Annotated in this window: 23 protein-coding genes and 1 tRNA gene; 19 read left to right on the top strand and 5 right to left on the bottom strand. The window is 62.6% G+C overall.

The features are described 5' to 3' along the window. Positions 1-32: 32 nt before the first annotated feature. Together NE609_RS01810 and cimA are read left to right on the top strand one after the other, a co-directional pair. A complete protein-coding gene (locus NE609_RS01810) occupies positions 33-464 on the top strand; it encodes an SRPBCC family protein (protein ID WP_256151505.1) in 432 nt (143 codons plus the stop codon). Then, positions 451-2,034 (top strand): citramalate synthase, encoded by a 1,584-nt coding sequence (gene cimA / locus NE609_RS01805; protein ID WP_256151504.1) that lies wholly within the window; start codon positions 451-453, stop codon positions 2,032-2,034. Before NE609_RS01810 ends, cimA begins: the two co-directional genes overlap by 14 nt. Before the next feature lie 66 nt (positions 2,035-2,100). Here cimA and NE609_RS01800 read toward each other — a convergent pair whose 3' ends face one another. Both NE609_RS01800 and NE609_RS01795 read right to left on the bottom strand, forming a co-directional pair. Further along, positions 2,101-3,480, bottom strand: a complete 1,380-nt coding sequence (locus NE609_RS01800) for an NAD(P)/FAD-dependent oxidoreductase (RefSeq protein ID WP_121585573.1) — start codon at positions 3,478-3,480, stop codon at positions 2,101-2,103. Between the two features lie 4 nt (positions 3,481-3,484). Next, complete coding sequence (locus NE609_RS01795; protein ID WP_256151503.1) at positions 3,485-4,717, bottom strand: glycosyltransferase; 1,233 nt, start codon at positions 4,715-4,717, stop codon at positions 3,485-3,487. Between the two features lie 283 nt (positions 4,718-5,000). Between NE609_RS01795 and NE609_RS01790 the strand changes: the two genes are divergently transcribed. The 10 genes from NE609_RS01790 to NE609_RS01745 all read left to right on the top strand — a co-directional run bounded on the left by NE609_RS01790 (position 5,001) and on the right by NE609_RS01745 (position 17,882). After that, entirely contained in the window at positions 5,001-6,452 is a 1,452-nt protein-coding gene (locus tag NE609_RS01790; protein WP_256151502.1) for a nicotinate phosphoribosyltransferase, read from the top strand. A gap of 321 nt (positions 6,453-6,773) precedes the next feature. Beyond that, on the top strand, positions 6,774-8,000 hold the full coding sequence (locus NE609_RS01785) for an ABC transporter substrate-binding protein (RefSeq protein ID WP_101550540.1): 1,227 nt from the start codon (positions 6,774-6,776) through the stop codon (positions 7,998-8,000). 147 nt (positions 8,001-8,147) lie between these two features. Further along, positions 8,148-9,029, top strand: coding sequence for a branched-chain amino acid ABC transporter permease (locus NE609_RS01780; RefSeq protein ID WP_121585575.1), 882 nt, complete (start codon positions 8,148-8,150; stop codon positions 9,027-9,029). Positions 9,030-9,034: 5 nt separating this feature from the next. Then, a complete protein-coding gene (locus NE609_RS01775) occupies positions 9,035-10,195 on the top strand; it encodes a branched-chain amino acid ABC transporter permease (protein ID WP_256151501.1) in 1,161 nt (386 codons plus the stop codon). Continuing rightward, positions 10,192-11,034, top strand: coding sequence for an ABC transporter ATP-binding protein (locus NE609_RS01770; RefSeq protein ID WP_256151500.1), 843 nt, complete (start codon positions 10,192-10,194; stop codon positions 11,032-11,034). The genes NE609_RS01775 and NE609_RS01770 overlap by 4 nt, the downstream gene beginning before the upstream one ends. After that, positions 11,027-11,734, top strand: coding sequence for an ABC transporter ATP-binding protein (locus tag NE609_RS01765; protein WP_101550548.1), 708 nt, complete (start codon positions 11,027-11,029; stop codon positions 11,732-11,734). Before NE609_RS01770 ends, NE609_RS01765 begins: the two co-directional genes overlap by 8 nt. A gap of 285 nt (positions 11,735-12,019) precedes the next feature. Beyond that, a complete protein-coding gene (locus NE609_RS01760) occupies positions 12,020-13,213 on the top strand; it encodes a hypothetical protein (protein WP_256151499.1) in 1,194 nt (397 codons plus the stop codon). 125 nt (positions 13,214-13,338) lie between these two features. After that, positions 13,339-15,009: an AMP-binding protein gene (locus tag NE609_RS01755; RefSeq protein ID WP_256151498.1), complete on the top strand. Its 1,671-nt coding sequence runs from the start codon at positions 13,339-13,341 to the stop codon at positions 15,007-15,009. Positions 15,010-15,083: 74 nt separating this feature from the next. After that, a complete protein-coding gene (locus NE609_RS01750) occupies positions 15,084-17,012 on the top strand; it encodes a PASTA domain-containing protein (RefSeq protein WP_256151497.1) in 1,929 nt (642 codons plus the stop codon). A gap of 54 nt (positions 17,013-17,066) precedes the next feature. Then, entirely contained in the window at positions 17,067-17,882 is an 816-nt protein-coding gene (locus NE609_RS01745) for a sugar phosphate isomerase/epimerase (RefSeq protein ID WP_256151496.1), read from the top strand. Between the two features lie 53 nt (positions 17,883-17,935). On the opposite strand, the gene NE609_RS01740 is transcribed toward NE609_RS01745, so the two are convergent. Both NE609_RS01740 and NE609_RS01735 read right to left on the bottom strand, forming a co-directional pair. After that, positions 17,936-18,925, bottom strand: a complete 990-nt coding sequence (locus NE609_RS01740) for an ATP-binding protein (RefSeq protein WP_256151495.1) — start codon at positions 18,923-18,925, stop codon at positions 17,936-17,938. A 12-nt stretch (positions 18,926-18,937) separates the two neighbouring features. Next, positions 18,938-19,963 carry a DnaD domain protein gene (locus NE609_RS01735; RefSeq protein ID WP_256151494.1) on the bottom strand — a complete coding sequence of 342 codons (1,026 nt, stop codon included), beginning with the start codon at positions 19,961-19,963 and terminating at the stop codon, positions 18,938-18,940. 264 nt (positions 19,964-20,227) lie between these two features. On the opposite strand from NE609_RS01735, the gene NE609_RS01730 reads away from it, so the two are divergent. The 4 genes from NE609_RS01730 to NE609_RS01715 are packed head-to-tail and all read left to right on the top strand — an operon-like array spanning position 20,228 to position 23,115. Next, positions 20,228-21,064, top strand: coding sequence for a PHP domain-containing protein (locus tag NE609_RS01730; protein WP_121585585.1), 837 nt, complete (start codon positions 20,228-20,230; stop codon positions 21,062-21,064). Positions 21,065-21,083: 19 nt separating this feature from the next. Further along, positions 21,084-22,256 (top strand): NADP-dependent malic enzyme, encoded by a 1,173-nt coding sequence (locus NE609_RS01725; RefSeq protein ID WP_121585586.1) that lies wholly within the window; start codon positions 21,084-21,086, stop codon positions 22,254-22,256. A gap of 16 nt (positions 22,257-22,272) precedes the next feature. Further along, positions 22,273-22,518, top strand: coding sequence for a TIGR03905 family TSCPD domain-containing protein (locus NE609_RS01720; protein ID WP_101550565.1), 246 nt, complete (start codon positions 22,273-22,275; stop codon positions 22,516-22,518). Positions 22,519-22,557: 39 nt separating this feature from the next. Further along, positions 22,558-23,115, top strand: coding sequence for a hypothetical protein (locus NE609_RS01715; protein WP_121585587.1), 558 nt, complete (start codon positions 22,558-22,560; stop codon positions 23,113-23,115). A 49-nt stretch (positions 23,116-23,164) separates the two neighbouring features. Here the strand turns inward: NE609_RS01715 and NE609_RS01710 are convergent, their stop codons facing one another. After that, positions 23,165-23,878 carry a TVP38/TMEM64 family protein gene (locus NE609_RS01710; protein ID WP_121585588.1) on the bottom strand — a complete coding sequence of 238 codons (714 nt, stop codon included), beginning with the start codon at positions 23,876-23,878 and terminating at the stop codon, positions 23,165-23,167. Between the two features lie 241 nt (positions 23,879-24,119). On the opposite strand from NE609_RS01710, the gene NE609_RS01705 reads away from it, so the two are divergent. From NE609_RS01705 to NE609_RS01695, 3 genes are all read left to right on the top strand, one after another. Further along, positions 24,120-24,707: a DUF4364 family protein gene (locus NE609_RS01705; protein ID WP_158595505.1), complete on the top strand. Its 588-nt coding sequence runs from the start codon at positions 24,120-24,122 to the stop codon at positions 24,705-24,707. 101 nt (positions 24,708-24,808) lie between these two features. Next, entirely contained in the window at positions 24,809-25,198 is a 390-nt protein-coding gene (locus NE609_RS01700) for a hypothetical protein (RefSeq protein WP_121585590.1), read from the top strand. Between the two features lie 133 nt (positions 25,199-25,331). Further along, a tRNA-Ser gene (locus NE609_RS01695) sits at positions 25,332-25,423 on the top strand. Positions 25,424-25,614: the final 191 nt, after the last annotated feature.

Below are 25,614 nucleotides of genomic sequence, written 5' to 3'. Positions count from 1 at the left end.
GCGGAGGCGGAAGAAAAGAGGAGACTTTTCAGATGAAGAAGCTGAGGACATCCCAGATGACCGCGCGTTTTTCCTCGCCGCTGGAGGCCGTTTGGGAGGCCGTGACCGATAACACCGATTTTTCCTGGCGCAGCGATCTTGACCATATCGATACCAAGCCGGACGGCGTCACCTTCGTGGAATACCCCAAAAAGGGGAGCGAGACGGTCTTTACAATCACTGAAAAGCAGCCGGGGCGGCTCTACGCCTTCCACATGGAGCACGCGATGTTCACCGGAGAATGGACGGGCGAGTTCTCCAAAACGGAGGAGGACGGCACCGAGGTGGTCTTTACCGAGCGGCTCACCATCCGCAATCCGGCGGTCTGGCTGCTCTCCTACCTGCTGATGGACCTGCGCGGGACGCAGGAGACGTATGCGCGCGACCTGCGGCGGAAACTGGGGGAGAGCGATGAAAAAGATTGATGTCTTCGATTCGACCCTGCGGGACGGCGCGCAGGGGGAGGGGGTCTCCTTCTCGGTCGAGGATAAGCTCGCCATCGCGCGGGCGCTCGACCGGGCGGGCGTCGACTATATTGAGGCGGGCAACCCCCACAGCAACCCGAAGGACGAGGAGTTTTTCCGCCGCGCCGCCGGGGAGCTCCGCCTTTCCCACGCGCGGCTGGTAGCGTTCGGCTCGACCCGCCGCCGGGACTCGTCGGCCGGGGAGGACAAAAACGTCGCCGCCCTGCTTGAGACGGGGACGGCCTGCGTCGCGGTTTTCGGCAAGGCGAGCGAATGGCAGGCCCGCGAGGTGCTCGGCACCACGCCGGAGGAAAACCTCCGGATGATCGCCGACACGGTGGCGTATCTGGCCGAGGCGGGCAGGCGGGTCTTTTTCGACGCGGAGCATTTTTTCGACGGGTATAAGCACAACCCGCTCTACGCCATGCAGGCGCTCAAGGCGGCCGCCGACGCGGGCGCCTGCAAGCTCATCCTCTGCGATACGAACGGCGGGTGCTTCCCCGACGAGATCCGGGCGATCACCGCGGAGGCGGTCAGGGCCTTCCCCGGAAAGATCGGCATCCACTGCCACAACGACACCGGCTGCGCCGTCGCGGACACCCTCGCGGCGGTGAAGGCGGGCGCGGACCATGTGCAGGGGACCTATATCGGCTTTGGGGAACGGTGCGGCAACACGAACCTCTCCACCGTGATCGCGGATCTGCAGCTCAAGCTCGGCTTCCAGTGCGTCCCGGCCGACTGCATCGCCCGGATGACGGGCGCGGCGCGGATCATTTCCGAGATTTCCAACGTGCGCCTCTCCCATTCGATGCCCTATGTCGGCAAGAGCGCCTTCGCCCACAAGGGCGGGATGCACGTCGACGGGGTGAAAAAGAACCCCTCCGCCTTTGAGCATGTCGACCCCGCCGCAGTGGGAAATCACCGGCAGATCCTGCTTTCCGAGGTGAGCGGGCGCAGCGCGCTGATCGCGAAGATCAGCGAGGTCGTCCCGGGGCTCACCAAGGATTCCCCCGAGCTCGAGACGCTGGTCGGGGAGCTCAAGGAGCTGGAGTTCCAGGGCTACCAGTTCGAGGCGGCGACCGCCAGCTTCGAGATGGTGGTGCTCAAGGAACTGGGAAGGTTCCGTCCCTTCTTCGCCCTCGAGCTGTTCCGGATCATCGGCGAACAGGACAGCGCGGACCGACACATGGCCTCCGCGATGGTCAAGGTGCGGGTGGGCGACCGCTATGAGATCACCGCCGACGAAGGCGACGGCCCGGTCCACGCGCTCGACCGCGCGCTGCGCAAGGCGCTCGAGGTCTTTTACCCGAACCTCGCGGGGGTCCGCCTCATCGACTACAAGGTGCGCGTCATGGACACCGGGAAGGCGACCGCCGCGATGGTGCGCGTCCTGATCGAATCGTCCGACGGGGAGAACGCCTGGACGACGGTCGGCGTGTCCACCGACATCATCAACGCCTCCATTCGGGCGCTCGTCGACTCGATGGAGTATAAGCTCTACCGCGATTCCCTCAAGCGGGAGGCGCCCTGACGGGCGAAACCGGACACGAAAAAGAGGACCGGGCGTAAGCCCGGTCCTCTTTTTCGACCATGCCGTTTATTCCTTGCCGATGATGCGGTCCGCGACGTAGAGCCCGTTGGCGGACGCCTGCGAGAGGGAGCGGGTGAAGCCCGCGCCGTCGCCGACGGCGTAGATGCCGGGGCAGCCGTCGATCTCGAAATCGGTGCACTTGGGGCGCGCCGAATAGTATTTGCACTCGATGCCGTAGAGGAGGGTGTCGTAGTTGGCGGTGCCGGGGGAGATCTGGTCGAGCGCGTGGAGGGTCTCGACGATGTTGTCGAGCTGGCGCTTGGGCATGCAGAGGCTCAAATCGCCCGGCACGGCGGAAAGGGTGGGGCGCACGGTGCCCTGACGCAGGCGTTTCTCGTCGGTGCGCCGGCCGAGCTCGAGATCGCCAAGCCGCTGGACGAGCACGCTGCCGCCGCTGATGAGGTTGGCCAGGCTCGCCACATGGCGGGCGTATTCGATCGGCTCGCGGAAGGGCTGGGTGAAGTTGGTGGTCGAGAGCAGCGCGAAGTTGGAGTTCTGCGTCTTGCGCGCCTCGTCGCGGTAGGCGTGGCCGTTGACGGTCAGGACCCCGTTGGTGTTCTCGGTGACGACCTGCCCGCGGTCGTTGAAGCAGAACATGCGGATGATGTCGCCGTAGCCCTTCGAGCGGTAGCGGATTTTCGGCTCGTAAATCTTCTTTGCAAAATCCTCCCACACCATCGAGGGCAGCTCGACGCGCACGCCGACGTCCACCTGGTTGTTGTGCAGGGGGATGTCGTTCTCTTCGCACCAGGCGGAGAAGAAGCGGCTGCCCGCGCGGCCGACGGCGAAGATGATCTTGCCGGCCTCGACGGTCTGTTCGCCCTCCGCGGTTTTGACGGTGAGGACGTGGGACTCCCGGTTCACGCCGACCACGTCCGCGCCGGTGTGGATTTCCACCCGCTCGGCGAGCGCGTGAATGAGCTTTTTCATCGTCTCGAAGTTGGAGTCGGTGCCCAGATGCTTGAGCTGGGCCTGGCTCATGTGCAGGTCGTATTCGAGGCAGCGTTTCTTGAGCTCGTTGCTCGGCATGAACCGCTCGGTCGTCGCGCCGAACCGGACGAGGATTTCGTCCGCCTGCTCGATATAGTCGAGCACCGTCTCATCGGGGAGGAACTCGGTGAGCCAGCCGCCGTATTCGGTACTGATCACGTATTTGCCGTCCGAAAAGGCGCCCGCGCCCGCGAGCCCCTCCATGATGGCGCAGGATTTGCACTTGACACAGGTGCTCACCTTTTTGGTGATGATCGGGCAGACGCGCTTTTCGATGGGGCTGCCCTTTTCAAACAGCGCGACCGAAAGGGAGGGCGCTCGTTCCGAAAGGCGCCACGCGGCCATCAGGCCGCCGATGCCGCCGCCGATGATGGCGATGTCATACTGCTTTTTCACGTGATCAGTCTCCTTTGTTTTGTTTGCGCAGGTGCACCCGGAAGGCGGGCGTCGTCATCAGGCGGGAGCGGCGCTTTTTGTGCAGCGCGGTGTTATAGACCTTGAGCACGTATTCCGCAAGGTTGACCGCGCCGCTCTGCTGGACCGAGCGCCGAGCGGAGGCGCGCAGGGCGGAGAGCCTGTCCGCCGGCATGGTTTTGAGCATGCGAATCTTGTCCGCCATGTCCTGCGCGTCGTGGAAGATGTAGCCGTTGACCCCGTCGCGCACCTGTCCCTCGTTGAGCGGATCGATGATCTGCAGGACGGGCAGGCCCATCGCCATCCCCTCGAGCATGGAGATGGAATCGGTATCGGAGGTGGAGGCGGTGATATAGAAGTCGCACGTCCCCACATAGGGCGGCATGTCCGTGTGGAGCACCTTGCCCGCGAAGGTGACCATGTCGGTGATGCCCAGACGGACGGCCTGCTCCTCCAGCTCCTCTCGGCAGGGGCCGTCCCCGATGACGAGCAGCCGGATGTTTTCCTCCGGCCGGATGGTCTTTTTCCAGTAGTCGAGCAGCAGGTCGACGCTCTTCTCCCGGCCGAGCCGCCCGACGAAGAGGCCGACCGTTTCGCCGTGCTGATAGCCGAATTTTTCACGGAAGGCGTTCTTCTTTTCCTCCGGGATCTTTCCGGGATCGAACATGTCGAGGTCGACGGGGTTCGGAATCACGTTGACCGGCTTATAGACGCCCGCCTTGCGGAAGTATTCCTCGCATTTTTTGGAGGGCCCGGTGACCTCCTGCGCCAGCTTCGCGAACAGCTTGGTATACTGGTGGGAAAATTTCGTCGCGGCCGGTACGAGCGGCTGGGGCGCGATATAATAGATGTACTCGTCGTACATCGTGTGCAGCGTGTAGACGAGCGCGACGCGCAGCACCTTTGCGATCATCATCCCCGACAGCCCGATGCCGAACTCGTTGTGGACATGGATGACGTCGGGACGGAACTGATAGACGTATTTGAGCCGCGTGGTGGAGAGCGGCATGGCCACGCCGTAGCCGTAGAAGCGCTTGGAGGTGTGGGCGGGGCAGTGGAGGACGCCGTCGGAGACATAGTGCCGGCGCGCGGAGGCGTCGGCGGTGACGATCAGGACCTCGTGCCCGAGCTGTTCCAGCCCGTCCTTGAGGGATTTGACATGGGTGACGACCCCGTTGACATGGGGGAGGTAGGTTTCTGTAAAAAGTGCGACACGCATGGTACACGCTCCTGTTCCTTTGGCGTTGTGGTCTGCGGATGCGGATTCAGGCAGCTGCCGGATGATCGCGGGCCCGCTGAGGATAGAACGAGTTTCCACGCGGGATGACTTCACTTGTAACGGCCGCAGATGGGCCCTGTCTTTCATTAGTATAACAATTTTGCACGCAGAAAGCAAATCCCGCCGCCCCGTGCGGATTACATTTGCTAAATCGGTCGAAAAGGTGTAAACTATCGATGACAACCCGGAGGGGCGCTGAAAGAAAAGGACGAGGTGACACGCAATGCCGATTGATATGAAGCGGAACCTGACGATGCTGACGGATTTCTACGAGATTACGATGTCCAACGGCTATCTGGAATATGGGCTCGAGGAGCGCACGGCGGTCTTCGACATGTTCTTCCGGAAGATTCCGGACGACGGAGGTTTCGCAATATTCGCGGGGCTCGAGCAGCTGATCGAGTACATCAAGGATTTGGAATTCACCGAGGAGGACATCGAGTTCCTGCGCGGCAAGGGACAGTTCAGCGAGGCGTTCCTGGCCTACCTGAAGAATTTCCGGTTCTCCTGCGACATCTGGTCGATGAAGGAGGGCACGCCGGTGTTCCCCTACGAGCCGGTCGTGGTGGTGCGCGGCCCGATCATCCAGGCGCAGATGATCGAGACGATGGTGCTGCTCACCATCAACCACCAGTCGCTCGTGGCGACCAAGGCCAACCGCATGTGCCGCGCCGCCGAGGGGCGGCCGATCTCCGAATTCGGCTCCCGCCGCGCCCAGAGCTACGACGCGGCGATCCTGGGCGCGCGCGCGACCTACATCGGCGGCTGCTCGGCGACCGCCTGCGCGATCGCCGACCGCGACTACGGCATCCCCGCGGTGGGCACGATGGCCCACAGCTGGGTGCAGGTGTTCGACAGCGAGTACGACGCCTTCAAAAACTACGCGCAGGTCTACCCCGACAACTGCATTTTCCTCGTGGATACCTATAACGTCGTCAAATCGGGCATCCCCAACGCCATCCGCGTTGCGGACGAGATCCTCAAGCCGATGGGCAAGCGGCCCAAGGCGGTGCGCATCGACAGCGGCGACATCGCCTACCTCTCCAAGAAGGCGCGCCGCATGCTCGACGACGCGGGCTATTCCGACTGCAAGATCATGGCGACCAACTCGCTCGACGAATACATCATCCGCGACCTGCTGCTCCAGGGCGCGCAGGTCGACCTCTTCGGCGTCGGCGAAAACCTCATCACAAGCAAGTCCGACCCCGTGTTCGGCGGCGTCTACAAGCTCGCTGCGGTCGAGCGCGACGGAGTGCTCGTCCCCAAGATCAAGGTGAGCGAGAGCATCGAAAAGATCACGACCCCCTGCTTCAAGGACGTCTACCGGTTCTACAACCGCGAAACGGGGCAGGCGATCGCCGACTATGTGACGGTGCGCGGCGAGACGGTCGACGACTCCCAGCCGATCACCATCTTCGATCCGATGGCGACCTGGAAAAAGAAGACGGTCCGCAACTTTACCGCCAAGAGCATCCTCACCCAGGTGTTCGACAAGGGGAGATGCGTCTACGAGCTGCCCAAGCTCGACGACATCCGCAATTACTGCGCCGACCAGGTGGCCCACCTGTGGGACGAGGTCAAGCGGTTCGAGCATCCGCACCGCTACTATGTCGACCTGTCCGACCGGCTGTGGAACGAGCGGAACGACCTGCTCGAACGGATCAACGCGGAATAGAAAAAATATTTGTACGCGGGACGCGGCTTTTGCCGTGTCCCGCGTGTTTTTTTTGCTGTGCCCCGTGCACAAACGGACAGGGTGGCGCGGCGTGGGTTTTGTGTAGGGGAGCCAGCCCTGTCTGCCGGTTAAAGAATTGTTTACAAAGTACAAGCCGATAATTTTGGATAATCTGTACAAATTCGGAAAAAGAAAAAGAATTGATGGCCTGATATTGCTTTTTTCAGGATTTTTGATATAATGATGTGTATGCAGTGGGAATACAATTGTATTTCTACCGCTGAATTCCGACAATTATTTCAAAATTGGGAGGAAAGATTTATGAAGAGAGTTTTAGCGATTGTCCTGTCGGCCGTTATGGCGCTGACCCTTCTGGCCGGCTGCGGCGACAACAGCACGCCCGCGCCGGCTCCCGCCGGCGATAACGCGGCCCCGGCGGCCGACGCGGCCCCCGCGGCGGGCGGCGACGTCATCAAGATCGGCGTCTTCGAGCCGCAGACGGGCGAGAACGGCGGCGGCGGCCTCCAGGAGGTCTACGGCATCCGCTATGCCAACCAGCAGTTCCCGACCGTCAAGGTGGGCGACAAGGAATATAAGATCGAACTGGTCGAGGCGGACAATAAGTCCGACAAGACCGAGGCGGTCACCGCCGCGCAGAGCCTGATCAGCGCGGGCTGCTCGGTCATCCTCGGCTCCTACGGCTCGGGCGTTTCGATCGCGGCGGGCGAGATCTTCTCCGACGCGCAGGTCCCGGCCATCGGCTGCTCCTGCACCAACCCGCAGGTCACGCTGGGCAACGACTTCTACTATCGCGTCTGCTTCCTCGATCCCTTCCAGGGCACCGTGATGGCGAACTACGCGGCGCAGGACGGCGCCAAGACCGCGGCGGTCATCACCCAGCTGGGCGACGACTATTCCTCCGGCCTCGGCAACTTCTTCAAAAACGCGTTCGTCAAGCTGGTCGGCGAGGACTCCATCGTTGCGGAGGAGCAGTTCCAGACCAACCAGACCGACTTCAAGGCGATCCTCACCAACATCAAGGCCGCGAACCCGGACGTCATCTTTGCGCCGTCCTCCATCGCGACCGCTCCGCTGATCATCAAGCAGGCACGTGAGCTGGGCATCACCGCGAAGATCATGGCCGGCGACACCTGGGAGAACGGCTCGATCATCGAGAACGCGGGCGCCGACGCCGAGGGCGTGACGCTGTCCACCTTCTTCGACGAGGGCGACACCTCCAACGCGGTTGCCACCGACTTCATCAAGGGCTTCAAGGAGTATCTCGTGGCCAACGGCCAGGACGAGATCATCCCGGCCGTCTCCGCGCTGGGCTACGACGCCTACCTCGCAGCCGTCAAGGCGATCGAGACCGCGGGCTCCACCGATCCCGTCGCCATCCGCGACGCGCTCAAGGGCGTGGAGTTCGAGGGTGTGACGGGCGCCATCTCCTTCGACGAGAACGGCGACGCCAACAAGGACAAAGCCTTCATCAAGGTTGTTGAGAACGGCCAGTTCAAGTTCCTCAAGACCGTCTCCGTCGGCGAATAATCCGGAATCTCTGAACGGCAGGGCGGGGGACGGCTCGTCTCCCGCCCTGCCGATTCCCGCATCCCTCGCCCGCATGCGCCGCATAACCGATGCGCGCGTACCGTTTGTGCGGTATTGAACCATGCTATAGTTTGGGGGCTTTTGCACATGAGTCTGACAACCATTTTGCAGCATTGCCTGACCGGGATCTCGCTGGGCGGCGCATACGCGCTGATCGCCATCGGGTATACGATGGTCTACGGCATTCTGCGCCTGATCAACTTCGCCCACGGCGATATTTTCATGATGGCGGGATATTTCATGATCTTCGCCATGGCGAGCTTCCCCTGGCAGGTCGCCATCCCCCTCGTGATCATCGGCACCATCGTGATGGGCGTCGTCATCGAGCGGGTGGCCTACAAGCCGCTGCGCACCGCGCCGCGCATGTCGATCATGATCTCCGCGATCGGCGTCTCCTACCTGCTCCAGAATCTGGCTACATATCTTTTCACCGCGATTCCCCGCGGATACCCCGAGATCCCCTTCCTGAAGAAGATTTTCCATATCGGGGCGCTCTCCGCGTCGCTGGTCACCTTTCTGACCCCCGTGCTCACCATCCTGCTTGTGATCTTTTTGATGCTGCTCATCAAAAAGACCAAGGTCGGCATGGCGATGCGCGCCGTCAGCAAGGACTTTGAGACCTCCCAGCTGATGGGCATCAAGATCAACAACGTCATCAGCGCCACCTTTGTGATCGGTTCGGCGCTGGCCGCAGTGGGTTCGATCCTCTATTTTACCGACCGTATGTCGGTGACCCCCTTCTCCGGCACCCTGCCGGGCCTCAAATGCTTTGTCGCGGCGGTGTTCGGCGGCATCGGGAGCATCCCCGGCGCGGTCGTGGGCGGCTTTGTGATCGGCATCGCCGAGACGCTGCTCGTCGCGATGGGCTATTCGACCTTCAGCGACGCGTTTACCTTCCTTCTGCTGATCGTCATGTTGCTGTTCAGGCCGACCGGCCTCTTCGGCGAAAAAAGTACGGATAAGGTGTGACGCATATGAAAAAGGGTACAAAGCGCATCTGCTCCCTCGTGCTCCTCGTGCTGATCGCCTTGCTGCTGTTCTGGCTTGAGGCGAACAAGAGCGGGCAGGGGATGCTGATCTCCATCCTGCAAAAGAGCGCCATTTTGGCGATCGTCGCCGTTTCGATGAACCTGCTCAACGGCTTTACCGGCCTCTTTTCGCTGGGCCAGGCGGGCTTCATGTCGATCGGCGCCTATATCACGGCAATCCTGACCATCCCGGTTGTCAACCTGGACGGCGTCTACTATATGAACGGCGTGGCCCCCTGGGTGCGCGCGCTCAAAGAGGGGATGGAGGCTGGCCCCTCGTGGCTCCAGTCGGTCTATCCCTTCCTCGCGCTCATCGTCGGCGGCCTGGTCGCCGCCGGCTTCGCGGCGCTCATCGGCATCCCGGTGCTGCGCCTCAAGAGCGACTACCTCGCGATCGCGACCCTCGGCTTCTCCGAAATCATCCGCGCGATCTTTTCGAGCCCCCAGATGGACACGATCACCAACGGCTCCTACGGGCTCAACAAGGTGCCCACCTTCCCGAAGTTCTTCGGGCTGCCGTCCCTTTTCACCCCGTTTATCGTTGCGGCGGCGACCATCGGGCTGATGGTCCTGCTTATCAACTCCTCCTACGGCCGCGCCTTCAAGGCGATCCGCGAGGACGAGGTCGCCGCCGAGGCGATGGGCATCAGCCTCTTCCGGCACAAGGAGCTCTCCTTTGTGGTCAGCTCCTTCTTCACCGCGATTTCGGGCGGCCTGCTCGCGATGTTCATGCGCTCGATCGAGGCCAAGACCTTCAGCATCGCGCTCACCTACGACATCCTGCTCATCGTCGTCATCGGCGGCATCGGCAGCGTTTCGGGGAGCGTGCTCTCCGCCTTCCTCGTCACCGCGAGCAAGGAGTGGTGGCTGCGCTTCTTCGACCAGCCGCTGACGATCGGCGGCTGGCAGGTGCCCCTCTTCCGCACCGGCTTCCGCATGGTTATCTTCTCGATCCTGCTGATGGCGGTCGTGCTCTTCTACCGCAGGGGCATCATGGGAAACAGCGAGTTCAGCTGGGACGGCGTCGCCCGTCTCCCGGGCCGGATCAAGGGCTGGTTCTCCCGTAAGCGGCCCGCCCACGAAGCAGCGGGAGGTGACGGGGTATGAGCGAGCATGTGCTGGAGCTCCAAAACCTGACGATGCAGTTCGGCGGCGTGGTTGCGGTCGACGATTTGTCGATGTATGTCGACAAAGGGGAGATCATCGCGCTCATCGGACCGAACGGCGCGGGTAAGACGACCGCCTTCAACATGATCACCGGCGTCTACGCCCCAACCAACGGCGCGATTTTCTTCAACGGCGAGCAGATCATCTCCAACCACCCGCAGGGGAATATGAAAAAGCTCTATCAGGGCAGCAATGCCGACAAGTTCCCGAATGTGATGGTAAAGCTCCCCGACGTGATCACAAAGCTGGGCATCGCCCGGACGTTTCAGAACATCCGGCTTTTCAAAGACCTGACGGTCTTTGAAAATGTCCTGATCGCCAAGCATATGCGCTCCAAGGCGGGCGTCTTTGCCGCGACCTTCCGCCTCAACGCGAAGGAGGAGCGGGCGATGCGCGCCGAGACGATGCGCCTTTTGGAGATCCTTGAGCTTGCGGACCTCCGGAACGAGACGGCGAGCAACCTGCCCTACGGCAAGCAGCGCCGCCTGGAGATCGCCCGCGCGCTAGCGACCGAGCCGAGCCTGCTTCTGCTCGACGAGCCCGCGGCGGGCATGAACCCGCAGGAGACCGCCGAGCTGACCGCATTTATCAAGCAGATCCGCGACGACTTCAAGCTGACCGTCTTTATGATCGAGCACCACATGGACCTGGTCATGGAGATTTCCGACCGCATCTACGTGCTCGACTTCGGCAAGCTCATCGCGGCGGGCACGCCCGACGAGGTACAGAACAACCAGCGCGTGATCGACGCGTATTTGGGGGTGGCCGACGATGCTTAACATCAGCAACCTGAAGGTGAATTACGGCGGCATCGAGGCTGTCAAGGGGATATCCTTTACTGTCCCGGAGAAGAGCATCGTGACGCTCATCGGCGCGAACGGCGCGGGCAAGAGCACCACCCTGCGCGCGATCGCCGGACTGGTCCCCATCAAGGGGGGCACGATCGAGTTTTTGGGCAAACAGATCAGCGGCCTGCCGAGCGAAAAGATCGTCGGCACGGGCATCACCCTCGTCCCCGAGGGCAGGCGGGTCTTTCCCGACCTCACGGTGCTTGAAAATATCAAGATCGGCGCCTACCTGCGCAAGGATGACCTGACCGACGACATCAACTGGGTCTACGACCTCTTTCCGAGGCTCAAGGAGCGCTCCTGGCAGCTCGCGGGCACCCTCTCGGGCGGCGAGCAGCAGATGCTCGCGGTCGGGCGCGCCCTCATGAGCCGCCCCAAGCTCATTATGATGGATGAGCCGTCGCTCGGCCTCGCGCCCCTCATCGTGCAGGGAATCTTCGACATCATCAAGGAGATCAACCGTCAGGGGGTCACCATCCTGCTCATCGAGCAGAACGCGAACCTCGCGCTGCGCGCCGCCGACTACGGCTATGTGCTCGAGACGGGCAACATCACGCTCGACGGCACCGGCGCCGAGCTGCTCGAAAACGAGGACGTGAAAGCCGCCTATCTCGGCAAAAAGAAAAAATGAACAGGGAACCAAAAGCGGGCCGGCTGACGCCGGCCCGCTTTTTTTGCAGTATTTCAGGGGAAATCCGCCACTTTTATGTAAGGACGGGTGTGAAACCCCTTCCTTACAGGGTAGGCTGCCCGCGCAAAACGCGCGTTTTTTGATCCGGCAGAACCCTGCCGACCATAGTATCACCGGGCGCTGCCAAGGATATGCGCGGCGGCTGCCGCTTCCAAAAGATTGTGTTTTTCCCGTTTTTTTGCTATGATGGTCCTATTAAAAATGACGAGAGGGGAACGGACGGCGATGCGGAAAAGAGCGTTTGTCGGGCTGGCTGGAATCCTCTGCGCGTTTGCGCTTACCGTGCCGGTTTTCGCAGCCTCCTACGTGGACGACTGCGACAGCCTCGCGCCGGACGGGACGCGGAGCTACGGCGGCTTCTCCGAGGCGGTTGGCGACTTTGACGTCTTCTCAAGCTGGGGCGGCTGCGGCGACGCGACGGCGCTGGCCGTCGGCGGGCGGGAGGCGCAGGCAACCTACCGGGTCAGCGGCGCGGAATCGGTGGAGGTGTCGTTTTACGCCAGCCTGAGCACCTGCGCCACGCCCTACGGGAAGGACGCGTTTACGCTCGGTGGTCAAAGCGCCGAGGCCCTGCTGAACGCGCGGCGCTGTTTTTACGACCGCGCGGCGGACGTCGTTTTTTTGACCGAGAACGGCAGAAACTTCTCCCTGCAATACGATCCCTTTTACGGACTGCTCCTCCGGGAGGACGGCCGGCCGCTTTCGGACGACTGCTTCTGGGGGCTCAACCTCTCCGTTTCACGGGACGGCTCCGCTTTTACGCCCCTGCGGGACGTCACGCTCGCGCGGGTGGAGTCGCAGTGGCTCGAGGTCTCCACCGGCCGTTACTATCGCGAGACCTGTACGGCCAGGCTTCCGGAGGGCACCCGCTACGTCCGGGCGGCCTTCGAGGACTTTCGGTCGCTGGAGGAGGTCCCCGACCGGACCCGTGCGTTTCTGCTCGCGCGCGTGCGGTTTGACGGGGATGCCCTGACGCCGGGCGGCTCCGGTTCGGAGGAGTCCTCCTCCGTGCCGGGTGAAGAGAGCTCCTCCGTCCCCGACTCCTCCTCGCGGCTTCCCATGGCGGGCGGCGGGGGCGGTTCCGCTTCCGGCGGCGGTTCGGGCGGCCGGCTTTTGCGGGAACGGCGGGAGGCCGGAGCGGAAGCGTCCGCTTCCGCGGCCTTGGCCGAAGGCCCCGCCGCGGTCTCTCCGCGTGCCGCCGGGGAGCGGGGGGAAAGCGCCTCCCGAACGGAGGACACCTCCGCCCGTCCCGAGAGGCGGGAACCGGAGCCCTCCGGAGGCGTGGCCGTCTACCGGAACCTCGGCGGCGGGGACACCGCCGGGCCCTCCGCCACTCCGCAGGAAAAGTTTGGCGGCATGGTCGGCGGGGGAGCGGGGCTCTACATCCTGCTCAGCTTCCTGCGCGGTGTGCGCCGATGAGCGGATTGTTGACAAATACCCGGCGCCGTTTATAATAAAGAGTATCCATATTCGGGCGCGGCATCGGGCGCGCGGCGGGAATCCAAGGGGTTTCCGGACTCTGAAAGCTATGGGAGGAAGGCCAAGTGAGCGAATTAATTTCCATTACGGTCGGTGCGCTGCTGGAGAAGGTCGCGAAGATGTATCCGGACGACCAGGCGGTCAAATATACCGACCGGCCCTTCAATATGACCTGGCGGCAGTTTGACGACGAGGTCAACCGCATCGCAAAGGGATTTTTGGCGATGGGGATCCGGAAGGGGGACCACGTGGCGATCTGGGCGACCAACGTGCCCGAATGGCTGCTGACCCTCTTCGCGACCGCCAAAATCGGCGCGGTGCTCGTCACCGTCAACACCAACTACAAGGTGTTCGAGCTGGAATACCTGCTGCGGCAGTCGGATTCCAAGGCGCTCGTCATGATCAAGGGCTTCAAGGACGCGGACTATGTCGGCATCGTCAACGAGCTCTGCCCGACCCTCAAGGACTTTAAGCCGGGCGAGTACGACAATCCGATGCTGCCCTTCCTCAAGGACGTCGTCTATGTCGGCGAGGGCCCCGCGCCCGCCGGGATGTACGCGTGGGACGACCTGCGCCAGATGGGGGACGCGGTGCCCGAGGAGGAGTTCCGCGCGGTTTTCGACAGCATCGATCCGCAGGAGGTCGTCAATATGCAGTACACCTCGGGGACGACCGGGTTCCCGAAGGGCGTTATGCTCACCCACTTCAACATCGTCAACAACGGCAAGTGCATCGGCGACTGCATGAGGTTTTCCCATGAAGACAAGCTCTGCATCTGCGTGCCCTTCTTCCACTGCTTCGGCTTGGTGCTCGCGGTCATGGCGGCGCTCACCCACGCGACTTCGATGGTCCCCATCGAAACCTACCGCCCGACCGAGGTGCTCAAGGCCCTCCAGAACGAGGAGTGCACCGCCGTGCACGGCGTTCCGACGATGTTCATCGCGATGCTCGAGCATCCGACCTTCTACGAATACAAATTCCCGCGTCTGCGCACCGGCATCATGGCGGGCTCGCCCTGCCCGATCAAGGTGATGCAGCTTGTCGTGGACAAGATGGGTATGAGGGAAATCACGATTACATACGGCCAGACGGAGGCGTCGCCCGCCTGCACGATGACCACCACCGAGGACAGTCTCGACCTGCGCGTCGCGACGGTGGGCCGCGCGATGCCCCATGTCGAGACGAAGATCGTCGACCCCGAGACGGGGGAGACGCTGCCCCCCTACCAGCAGGGCGAGTTCTGCGCGCGGGGCTACAACGTCATGCGCGGCTACTACAAGATGGAGGAGGCCACCCGCCAGGCGATCGACGAGGACGGCTGGCTGCACACGGGCGACCTCGCGATGGTCGACGAGAACGGCTACTACAAGATTACCGGCCGCATCAAGGATATGATCATCCGCGGCGGCGAGAACATCTACCCCAAGGAGATCGAGGAGTTCCTCTACACCCACCCGCTTGTGCGCGACGTGCAGGTGGTCGGCGTGCCGAGCAAGCAGTACGGCGAGGAGATCATGGCCTGCGTCATCCCGCGCGCGTGGGAGGACGGGCTCGACGAGGAAGAGATCAAACGCGCGGTGCGCGAGAATATGGCGCGCCACAAGGTCCCGAAGTACGTCCTGTTTATGGATCAGTTCCCGATGACCGCCAGCGGCAAGATCCAGAAGTTCAAGCTGCGCGAGATGGGCATCGAAAAGTTCGGCCTGCAGGACGACGCGGCGGTCGAGACCGCCTGAGCCGGGACTGCCCCGAATCTTGGCGGGACGGCGCGTCCGTTTCGCCATGACCCCGAATAGGAGTGAACCGCCAGATGGCCGTAAATGAACTGAACCTGTGCATGGGCTGCATGTCCCCTCTCTTCGAAGGGGAGACGTGCAGCGTCTGCGGATATCACGCGGACGCGTCGCCCGACCTGAACTACCTGCAGCCCGGCAGCGGGCTGGGCGGGCGGTATCTCGTCGGAAAGATGGTCGCGGACGACCCGGAGGGCGTCTGGTACGTCGGCTACGACCGCAGGGAGGAGGTGCGCGTCTGGCTGCGTGAGTACGCGCCCGGCTGCATCACCCGCCGCGACCACGAGAACTTCAGCGTGCAGCCGCTGGCCAGCTCGGAGGCGCAGTACAAGGCGCTCATGTCCGACTTTGAGGACCTGTGCCGGTCGATCATGGCGCTGCCCGCGGGGGAGAAGGTGCTCCCCGTCACCGACCTGCTCTATGAGAACAACACGATTTATGCGGTATACCGCTATATCAAGACGATTTCGCTGGAATCCTTCCTCGCGCGCAGCGGCGGCAAGATCCCCTGGAGACACGCCAAAAAGCTGCTGATGCCCCTCTTCCACACGGTCGTCAACTTTCACAAGGCGGGACTCATCCACCGGGGGCTTTCCCCGCGGACGGTCCACCTTGACCAGTCGGGCGCCCTGTGGGTGACCTGCTTTTCGATCGCGGCGGCCCGCACCAACAAGAGCGAGACGGGCGCACAGCTCTTCGAGGGCTACGCCGCCCCCGAGCAGTACGCGCTCAACAGCTGGCAGGGCAACTGGACCGACGTCTACGCGCTGGGCGCGATCACCTACCGGACGGTGACGGGGGAGAACCCGCCCGCCGCTCTCGACCGCGTCTATGGCGACGACCTGCTCGACAGCCAGATGATCAGCGGCGAGATGACCGAAAACGTGGTGAGCGCGATCAACCGCGCCCTCGCGGTCGAGGTAGAGGACCGCATCCAGTCCGCCGAGCTCTACATATCCGGGCTGCTCGCGGACGCGGGCTCCAACACGGCGGTCTACACCGCCGCGCCGCGCAAATCCTACGAGACGCCCGACGACAGCGCCTACCGGCAGGAGATCCGCCGCGCCGCCGCCGAACGGGAGGCGCGGGAAAAGCAGCCGCCGCGCACGGCGGCACGCTTTGAACAGAGCGGCATCGACCTGATTCCGCCTCCGGGCGGCAAGCCCGAGCAGCCCAAGCCGGCGCGAAAAGACGACCGGCGCGAAAAGCGCCCCAAACGCAAACGCTCCCATCCCGTACTGATGCTGATTTTCTCGGCGTTCGTCGCCACGGCGCTGCTCGCGGGCGCGATGTACTGGTTCGCGACCAACTACCTCACCGATCTGATCGCCCCCGCGGAAAGCGAGGGTAGCCGCACCGGCGAACATTCGATGCAGGGCGGCACCGATTATTCGGGCGACGAGGCGGGGGAGGACGACAAGGTGCCCCGCTTTGTGGGGATCAACGCCGATTCCCTTCGGAACAACGAGCAGCTGAGCGAGCGGTACGAGCTTGTGTTCGAGGAAAAGTTCAACGATGTCTACGAGCCGGGCGTGGTCTGCGACCAGCAGCCGGTCGAGGGCACCAAGATGCCCAACCGCGGCCAGGTGACCATCTACGTCTCCAAGGGCCCCGAGCTGATCGAGATGCCCACGGTGGTGGGGATGCCGATCGAGGACGCGATCATGGCGCTGACCGACCTGGAACTCAACTACCAGGTGATCGAGGTCTACGACAAGAGCTACGAGCCCGACGTGATCGAACGCGCCGAGCCGGAGCCGGGCACCCAGCTCAACAAGGAGAAGGACACCGTGTTCCTCTACATCCGCAAGGTCGTGATGGAGGAGAGCAGCAGCTCGGAGGACGAGCGGGACGACCGGGAACGGTCCGCCTCGCGGGTCATCACCTCCCGCAAGAGCAGCACGGATTCGGATTCCTCCCGGCGCCTCAAGCCGAGGGAGGAGTAGGGAAGGCTTTTTGGGAATGAGTCAGCCGTTTTGGCGGCGGAATGGAGCGATAAGATGAAAACTGCATTTTCGACTTTGGGTTGTCCCGGCTGGTCGTGGGACGAGATTTTCGCCACCGCGAAAGACCTGGGGCTGGACGGCATCGAGGTGCGCGGCGTGGAAAACGAGATGTTTGCGCCCTCCATCCGCGCGTTCAATGAGAAGCACCTCGACGAGACCCGCGCGCGCCTGGAAAAGGCGGGCATGGAGATCCCGATGCTCACCTCGGGCGCCTGCCTCGGCCTGTCGGGCGACTACGGCCGCTACATGGACGAGGCGAAGGCCTACATCGACCTGGCCAAAAAGCTCGGAACCCCCTATGTGCGTGTGATCATCACGCCGAACGCGGCCCCGATGGAGGGGGAGAACATCCTGCAGGTCAAGCGCCTCTACACCGAGCTGTGCGCCTACGCGAAGGGCACGGGCGTCGCGGTGCTGCTCGAGACGAGCGGCGAGCTCGCCGACTCCTCCAAGATGCGCGAATTCATGCGGGACGTCGACCTCGAGACGGGCGGCGTGCTCTGGGACCTCCATCACCCCTACCGTTTCTTCGGCGAGTCCCCGGCCAAAACGTGGGAGAACATCGGGGAGTGGGTCCGCTACCTGCACGTCAAGGATTCCGCGATGCAGGACGGCAAACTCGTCTACCGCATGATGGGCTACGGCGACGTCCCTGTTTTCGACGCGCTGAAAATTTTGTCCGACCACGGATACCGGGGCTTTGTCTCCCTCGAATGGCTCAAGCGCTGGTGCCCCGACCTGCAGGAGCCGGGCATCGTATTCGCCCACTACGCGAGCTATATGGGCTACCTCAAAAACCAGTTGAAATGAGATGCGAAGGGGCCGTTGGCATTTGCCAACGGCCCCTTTTCTTTTTCCGGTTATCACCCGTACCGTTTAAGCATCCGGATGTCCTCGCCGTAAAACTGCATCGGCCGGTAGGCGCAGAGCAGGCGGGAGAGGATGCGGTCGCCGTACCGTTCGCGGAGCACCTGTTCGTCGAAGTTGGTGCTGATCACGGTCGGACGGTGCCCGATGATGCGGGAATTGATGAGGTTGTAGAGCGCGGCGACCGAAAAGCTCGTGGAGAACTCCGCGCCGAGGTCGTCGATGACGAGAAGGTCGCACTCCCCGGCCAGCGCCTGGTAGTCGGTATCGTCGCCGCCATTGCGGGAAAATTGCTGCGCTTGGAGCTTGTCGAGCAGGCGGGGAGCCGTCGTATAGACGACGCCATAGCTCTTTCGGACGACCTCATAGGAGATCGCCAGCGAGAGGTGGGTCTTCCCGAGCCCCGTCCCGCCCAGGAAGAGCAGGCTTTCGCTCTTGGGGGAGAAGGTGCGCGCGTATTCGCGGCAGGTGGACAGCACCTTTTCCATCGCGCGGCGGGGAACGACGTTGTAGGGCCCACAGGGTTCGACGGGGTAGTAGGCGAGGTCGAAGTTTTCAAACCGGCAGTCGCGCATGCCGCTCGTGTCGCCAAGGCTCTCACAGGCGAGCTCGCGCAGCAGCTTCTGGAGGCAGGCGCACTGCTTCTGCCCGATGTAGCCGGTGTCCTGGCAGACGGGGCAGGCGTAGCGCACCGCAAGCGCGTCCGCCGGCCTGCCGGCGTTCCGGAGGATCTCGGCGCGGCGCTCCTGGAGCGCGAGATTGCGGGCACGCAGCCGTTCGATCAGCTTTGCGGCGTCCTCTCCGCCGCCGATCGCGGCCTGCGCGGCGGCAAGCCCCGTCGCGGAAAGCTCCCGTTCGATCTCGCCGAGCTGCGGCAGCTCGGCATAGAGGGCGGCGCGCCGCCGCTGGGCGTCCTGCTGCGCGGCGGCGCGGGATTCATCGAGCGCCCGCTGCGCCTTCTGGTAAATTTCCTTTGCGTATCCCATATGGGGCCCCTCCTAATCGTCCGCCTGCCGGTGCAGCAGGGCGTGCAGCTTGTCCATATCGAGCGACGAGTCGCGCCCCGTCTGCGCCGACTTGTTCTGCGTCGCGGCGCGGCGCGCCGCGCCCGCGGAAAGGTCCTCCACCGCTGCCTTGACGGTCGCGATCCCCTTCGTCTTCCAGGAGGAGAGGATCTTGTCGGCATAGGCGAAGGAGACCTTCCCGGTATTCTCCACCGCCCGTTCGCAGGCGAGGAAGATGAGCTTTTCATCCAGCCCGAGGGAGAACCACCGTTCAACGTAGCCGCGTTCCTTTGAAGTCAGGGAACGGCTGTAGATGCCGAACGCCTTGACGACCTTCTTTTCGTTTTCGCCGCTGCGGGTGAGGCGGACGATCTCCTGCTCGACCTGCTCGTGGGAGGAGATGCCCCGCTCCATCCAGGCGGCCGCCGTCCTCTCGAGGTAGTTCATGCTGCGGTGCCCGCTTTCCACGCAGTACTGGAGCAGCATGAGCACCGCGCCGGTGTCCAGCCCGTAGTAGCTGTGCAGCGCGACGAGGATTTCGCTCTCCACGGGGGTGAGCGGGGCACCCAGGATATTTTGCGCCTCCCGCAGGAGCTCCCCGATGGCGCCATCCGCCTTCTCCATTTCGGCGATGTCCGCCCGTGAGATCTTCTGCCGCGCCGAGATGGTGACGATCCGCTGCCCCTCGCTGGAAACTTCTTCCGTTACGGCGGGGGCGGGGAGGACCGGCGCGGTCTCCGCGTCAGGGGCCGGGCGCGCGGCGAGGCGTTTTGCCGCCGCGCCGCTCTCGCGGACGATGCCCGCGCCGACCCAGTAGTTGACCGCGTCGGCGACGTCGCCGGCGGGGATGCAAAGCCGCTCGGAGAGCCACTGCACATCGACGGGAGTGCCCGGGTGGCGCAGCATGAGCAGCAGGATTTTCAGCGAGAGGGGGGAGCACATCTTGATGTGGTCGTCTACGACCGCGGTCGGCACCGCGAAGACCGACGACCAGATGCCCGAATCGATCAAATAGGACATGGCGGACTCCTCGAATTCAAATGTTGGAAAAAGGCGTGCCCGGCGAAAGCCGGCGCCTCCGGTCCCGGAAGCGGAAAAAGCCCCGCGGCATGCGGAAAAGCGGCGCTTCCCGCCTCTGGCGGGGACAAAACGCAAAGCGGTTTGCCCTGCGGATATTATAGCACAGCCTCCCGAATTTTCAAAATAGAAGTTGCGCGGCGGGGCCGGCCCGGTGTATAATAAGAACAATTATTTGAATGATTCCAAAGACAGGAGGCGACAAAGATGATCGGCGACCTGCATTGTCACACACGCTTTTCCGACGGTTCCCTCGGCATCGATGACCTGATCCTCTATGCCAAACGCGCCGGTCTCGACTTTGTCGCGTTGACCGACCACGACACGATGGCGGGCGTCAGCCGCGCCGAGCAGCTCGGCAAGCGCTACGGCATCGGGGTGATCGGCGGTGTGGAGATTTCGACGCGGGACTTTGCCCGGGACCGGAAGGTCCACCTGCTCTGCTACCAGCCCAAGGTGCCCGACCGGCTCGAAGGAATGCTCAAGCACACCCTCGAGGGGCGGGACCGCGCCATCCGGGAAAGCATGCGCAGGGTCATGAAGCTCTTTCCGGTGACGGAGGAGCACGTCCTGCGCTGCGCCAAGGGCTCGGCGGCGCTCTATAACGTCCACATCATGCTCGCGCTCGCCGACCTCGGCTATGCGGAGAGCCTTTACGGCAGCCTCTTCCGCCAGCTGCTCGCGGAAAAGACGGGAAGCTGCTTCGTCCCGCACGCCTATCCGGACGTGTGGGAGGCGGCGAAGCTGGTGAAAAGCGCGGGCGGCGTCTGCGTGCTGGCGCACCCGTCCGAGTACGATTCGATCGACCTGATGGCGGAGCTCGCCGGGGCGGGCGTGATCGACGGGGTGGAGCGGTACCATCCGCGCGTCAAGGAGAAGGATATCCCCGCGATCGACGCGGTGATCGAGCGGTACGGCCTCATCGCCACGGGCGGCACCGACTTCCACGGCGGCAACACCAACCATCCCAATCCGCTCGGCACCTGCCTGACGATGCAGGAGCCGCTGGAACGGATTTTCAAGCTCGCAAAGAGCAGATCATAACAGGAATCACGGAGGACGCATGGACATCAAGGAACAGGCTCTGCAAAAGCACTACGACTGGAAGGGAAAGATCGAGGTCGTCTCCCGCGCGCCGATCGAAAGCCGCGAGGACCTCGCGCTGGCCTACACGCCCGGCGTGGCCCAGCCCTGCCTCGAGATCGAGCGGGACGAGTCCCTCTCCTACACGCTGACCCGGCGGGGGAACCTCGTCGCGGTCATCACCGACGGCACGGCGGTGCTCGGGCTCGGGGACATCGGCCCGGCGGCCGCGATGCCGGTCATGGAGGGCAAATGCGCGCTCTTCAAGGCGTTTGCGGACGTGGACGCCTTCCCGCTCTGCATCGACAGCAAGGACCCCGATACGATCGTCAACACGGTGAAGCTCCTCTCCAAGAGCTTCGGCGGCGTCAACCTGGAGGATATCTCCGCGCCCCGCTGCTTCGAGATCGAACGGCGGCTCAAGGAGGAGTGCGAGATCCCCGTCTTCCACGACGACCAGCACGGCACCGCGGTGGTCGCCTGCGCGGCGCTCCTCAATGCCTGCAGGGTCACGGGACGCGGGATGGGGAGCCTGCGCATCGTTTTAAACGGCGCGGGCGCGGCGGGCATCTCCGTGGGCAGGCTGCTGCTCCGGATGGGCTTCGGAGAGCTCGTGATGTGCGACGTCGGCGGGATCATCCATGAGGGCGCGGACTGGCTCACCCCGCCGCAGGCGGAGATGGCGAGGATCACGAATCCCCGCGGGCTGCGGGGAAGCCTCGCGGACGCGCTGAAGGGGGCGGACGTGATGATCGGCGTCTCCCGTCCGAACCTCGTGACAGGGGAGATGGTCGCCTCGATGGCAAAGGACCCGATCGTTTTCGCGATGGCCAATCCCACTCCCGAGATCATGCCCGACGCGGCGAAAGCGGCGGGCGCGGCGGTGGTCGGTACGGGGCGTTCGGATTTCCCCAACCAGATCAACAACGTGCTCGTCTTCCCCGGCATCTTCAAGGGCGCGCTCGCGGTGCGGGCGCGGGAGATCACCGAGGAGATGAAGGTCGCGGCCGCGAAGGCGATCGCCTCGATGGTGCCGGACGGGGAGCTTTCGGCCGATCGCATCCTGCCCGACGCGCTGGACAAGCGGGTCGCCGACCGGGTGGCCGAGGCGGTCGCGGACGAGGCCCGGGCCTCGGGCGTCGCAAGAATTTGATTGACGGAGGACCGGTATGAAGATCAGCTATAAACCAAAAGGCGTCTGCTCGCGTATGATACATGCAGAGGTTGAAGACGGTATCGTCAAATCCGTGGAATTCATCGGCGGCTGCAGCGGCAACACGCAGGGCGTGAGCCGGCTGGCGGAGGGCCGCCCGGTGGAGGAGGTCGTGAAGCTGCTCGGCGGCATCCGCTGCGGTATGAAGGCGACCTCCTGCCCCGACCAGCTCGCGCTCGCGCTGGAGCAGGCGCGGGAATAGGAAGCGGCGGCCGTTTTCACAGGAGGGAGGGTGTTTCCCATGCGATTCGACGACAGCGATATCAAAATAGCGCCGGACGATCCTTCGGAGGTCTTCGACACCTCGGAGGGGGCGGCGGCGGCTTTCGCGCGCGAAAAAGCCAACGGCAATATGGAGAAAGCGCGCGCGCTCGGGGTCCAGTTTGCCGCCGAGCTGACCGCCGACGAACGGGGGATCGTCTATTTCGGCATCGGTGCGTTCGACAGCGCCGAGACGCTCTCCCAGCGCAAGGTGCTTTTTTCCTATCTCGTCGGCCGGGTGATCGAGGATATGGCGCCCAATTCGATCGTGGCGCAGTCCGCGATGTCCGCCTACTATGACGAGCTCCAGCGGGTCTCCGGGGAGACCTACGGACTCGTCAGCGATTCGGCGGCGCTCTCCCTCTATATCCTGGCGGGGCGTTCCTCGCCGGACGACATCGGCGCGGTCGGCAGGGTGTTCGCGCGCCTCTGCGGCAGGAAGGACGACCCGGTCTTTGTCCGGTACGGCAGCGAACTCACGAGCTATTTTGCCATGTATTGCACCCAGCTTGCGCTGCGGGCGCAGCTGATCCGATAGACGGAATAACAAAAAGAGCCGGCGCAAAGCGCCGGCTCTTCTTTTCAGGTCAATGCTCCTTGTGGAGCCTGTGCAGCCAGTCCATGACCCGCTGCTTATAGAGGATGCCGACCAGCCCGATCGCCGCGGTCAGCAGGAAAACGACGATCGCCATCCCCCAGTTGCCGCGGCTCACCGAGGCGCCCATCCAGGTGGAGGTGATGATCGAGGGGATCCGTGCGAAGGTGGAGATCAGCAAAAACTGCGCGGGCCTGATCTTGCTGACGCCCGCCAGATAGGTGAGCATGTCCTTCGGGGTACCGGGGATGAGGAAGAGGATGAAGGTGACGGTTTCCACCTTTTTGGTGTTGTTGATGAACTTGAATTCGCTGAGCTTCTGCTCGCCGAAGATGCGCGCCACCAGCCGGTAGCCGAACCGGCGCACAAGGAAGAAGATAGCGGAGGAGGCGATCACGATCCCGAGCAGGCAGGTGAAGAGGCCGCCCCAGGCGCCGTAGAGCGCGCCCGCGAGCAGTTCGACCGGCTCGCCGGGGATAAAGGCGATGACGATCTGCAGGATCTGGACGCCGAGCAGGATCAGCCAACCGGTGAAGCCGAGAGAATCGATCCACGCGCGGAGCTGTTCCTGGTTGCCGGGGTCGGAGAGGCGCCGGATGAGGGGCATGCAGAGCAGGGAGAGAATCCCGATGACCAGGACGAAGCCCACGGCGGCCGCGATCAGCTTTCGGTATTGCTTTTTTTCTTCTGGGGTAAGGTTTTTCATCGTCACATCTCTTTTTCCGGAAAGTTCCTTTTCCTATCCAACGAGATTCCCCGCCCCTCCGCTTCAAACGGATGGGAAATCCGGTTTCAACACCAATATAACATGTTTGCGCGGAAAAGCTGTTTCAGGATTGTAAATTTTGCGGGAAGCGTGGAAAAACGGGTCAGGCAATAGGTTTTGCTTTTTCCTCCGAAATATTGTATCATAGGGAATGGAAATCGACGACTGTGGGGTGGGAATTTTGTACGAAGGATTCCGGGCGGGCGTGGAGCCGGGCGGGCTGACCACCGACTATGAGATCAAGATCCTGATCTGCCACGTCCTCAAGCATATCGAACGGCCGATGCCCGTTTCCGCCCTGATCGAACTGTTCGTGGGCGAGGGGATCGGCAACTATTTTGAGGCGGCGAGCGCGGCGGCCGCGCTCGTCAAAAGCGGGCATATTGCCATCGGCGGCTGCGAGGGGGAAAAGTGCTACACCCTGACCGACCTGGGAGAGAGCGCCGCCGGGACGTTTGAGAAAACGCTTCCGCTCAGCGTGCGGGAAAAGGCGGTGGACGCCGCGAACCGCTACTTCATCCGTAGGGAACGGCGCGCGCACAACAAGGCGGAGGTCCAAAAGGCGGACGACGGGTACCTTTTGACGCTGACGATCACCGACGTGGGCAGCGATCTGCTGAAATTGACCATCCTTCTGCCCGATGAGGAGACCTGCGGGCGGATCAGGGAGCGGTTTTTGGACGACCCGATCGTGGTCTATAAAGGGGTCGTGGCCTCCCTGACGGGCAGCTTTGAGAACGTCGGCGCGCTGCTGGACGACGTGGAGTAAACCCCGCGAAGCCGCATCAGACGGGCAAAACTTGACAGAAACGACAGAATCGGTTACAATAAATTTTACGCAAAAATCTGATTGGAAACGGGGGGAAGTTTTTGCTCAGAAAGCTGATGCTCTATCTGATGGTTTTGGCGACGGCGGTCAAGTTCGCGTCGCTGGCATATGTGTTTACGACAGATATTGAACGGCTTCCGGTGGCGGTGTACGTCTCGACCGGGGTCGTCGTACTCTTTGGGCTCTTTTTGATCTGCAAAAACATTGTGAAGCGGGTCGGCAGGAAAGAGCTCGCATCCTATTACGGCTTGTCAGCGGCCGCCGTCTTCTTCAACCTGATCTTTATGAAAATCTTCAGCCGCGCGGAGATCGCCACGCTCGATCTTCTCATCCTCGGCACCATGATGGATATCCTCGTCGGGGTGGTCTTTGTGGTGCTGACCGTGCGGGAGCACAAATATGTGCGCATTAAGATGGGAACGGACTCCTGAGGGGGTTGAAACCGTCCGCATTGTCGGGCGGTTTTTTCATGCAAAAAAATTGGCAAAATTTTTTAGGACAACATATTGCTTTTTTGCGATCTGCGTAGTATAATAATCAGGTGCCAATCGCGCGGACAAGTCTGGAGATGTCGCCTAGCTGGTCGAGGGCGCACGACTGGAAATCGTGTAGGGGTCAAAAGCTCCTCGAGAGTTCGAATCTCTCCATCTCCGCCATATTTTGTCGAAAGAAGTCAGTTGCTGTAAAAAGCGACTGATTTCTTTCGCATTTTACAATTCGTAGTACACTGACATTTGTATAGAGGAAATTTTTCTTCTCATGGTATAGAAATTGCCATTATTCTATATGTATCAACGAAACTTCGAGGGTTCAAGTCTATACAGCATAAACCCGTCTTTGTCTTTTA

Origin of the sequence: Anaerotruncus sp. DFI.9.16, from assembly GCF_024461615.1 — a bacterium.
Classification (GTDB): domain Bacteria; phylum Bacillota; class Clostridia; order Oscillospirales; family Ruminococcaceae; genus Anaerotruncus; species Anaerotruncus massiliensis.
The sequence above is the reverse complement of the archived record's forward strand: the minus strand, read 5'-3'. Positions and strand labels throughout refer to the sequence as shown.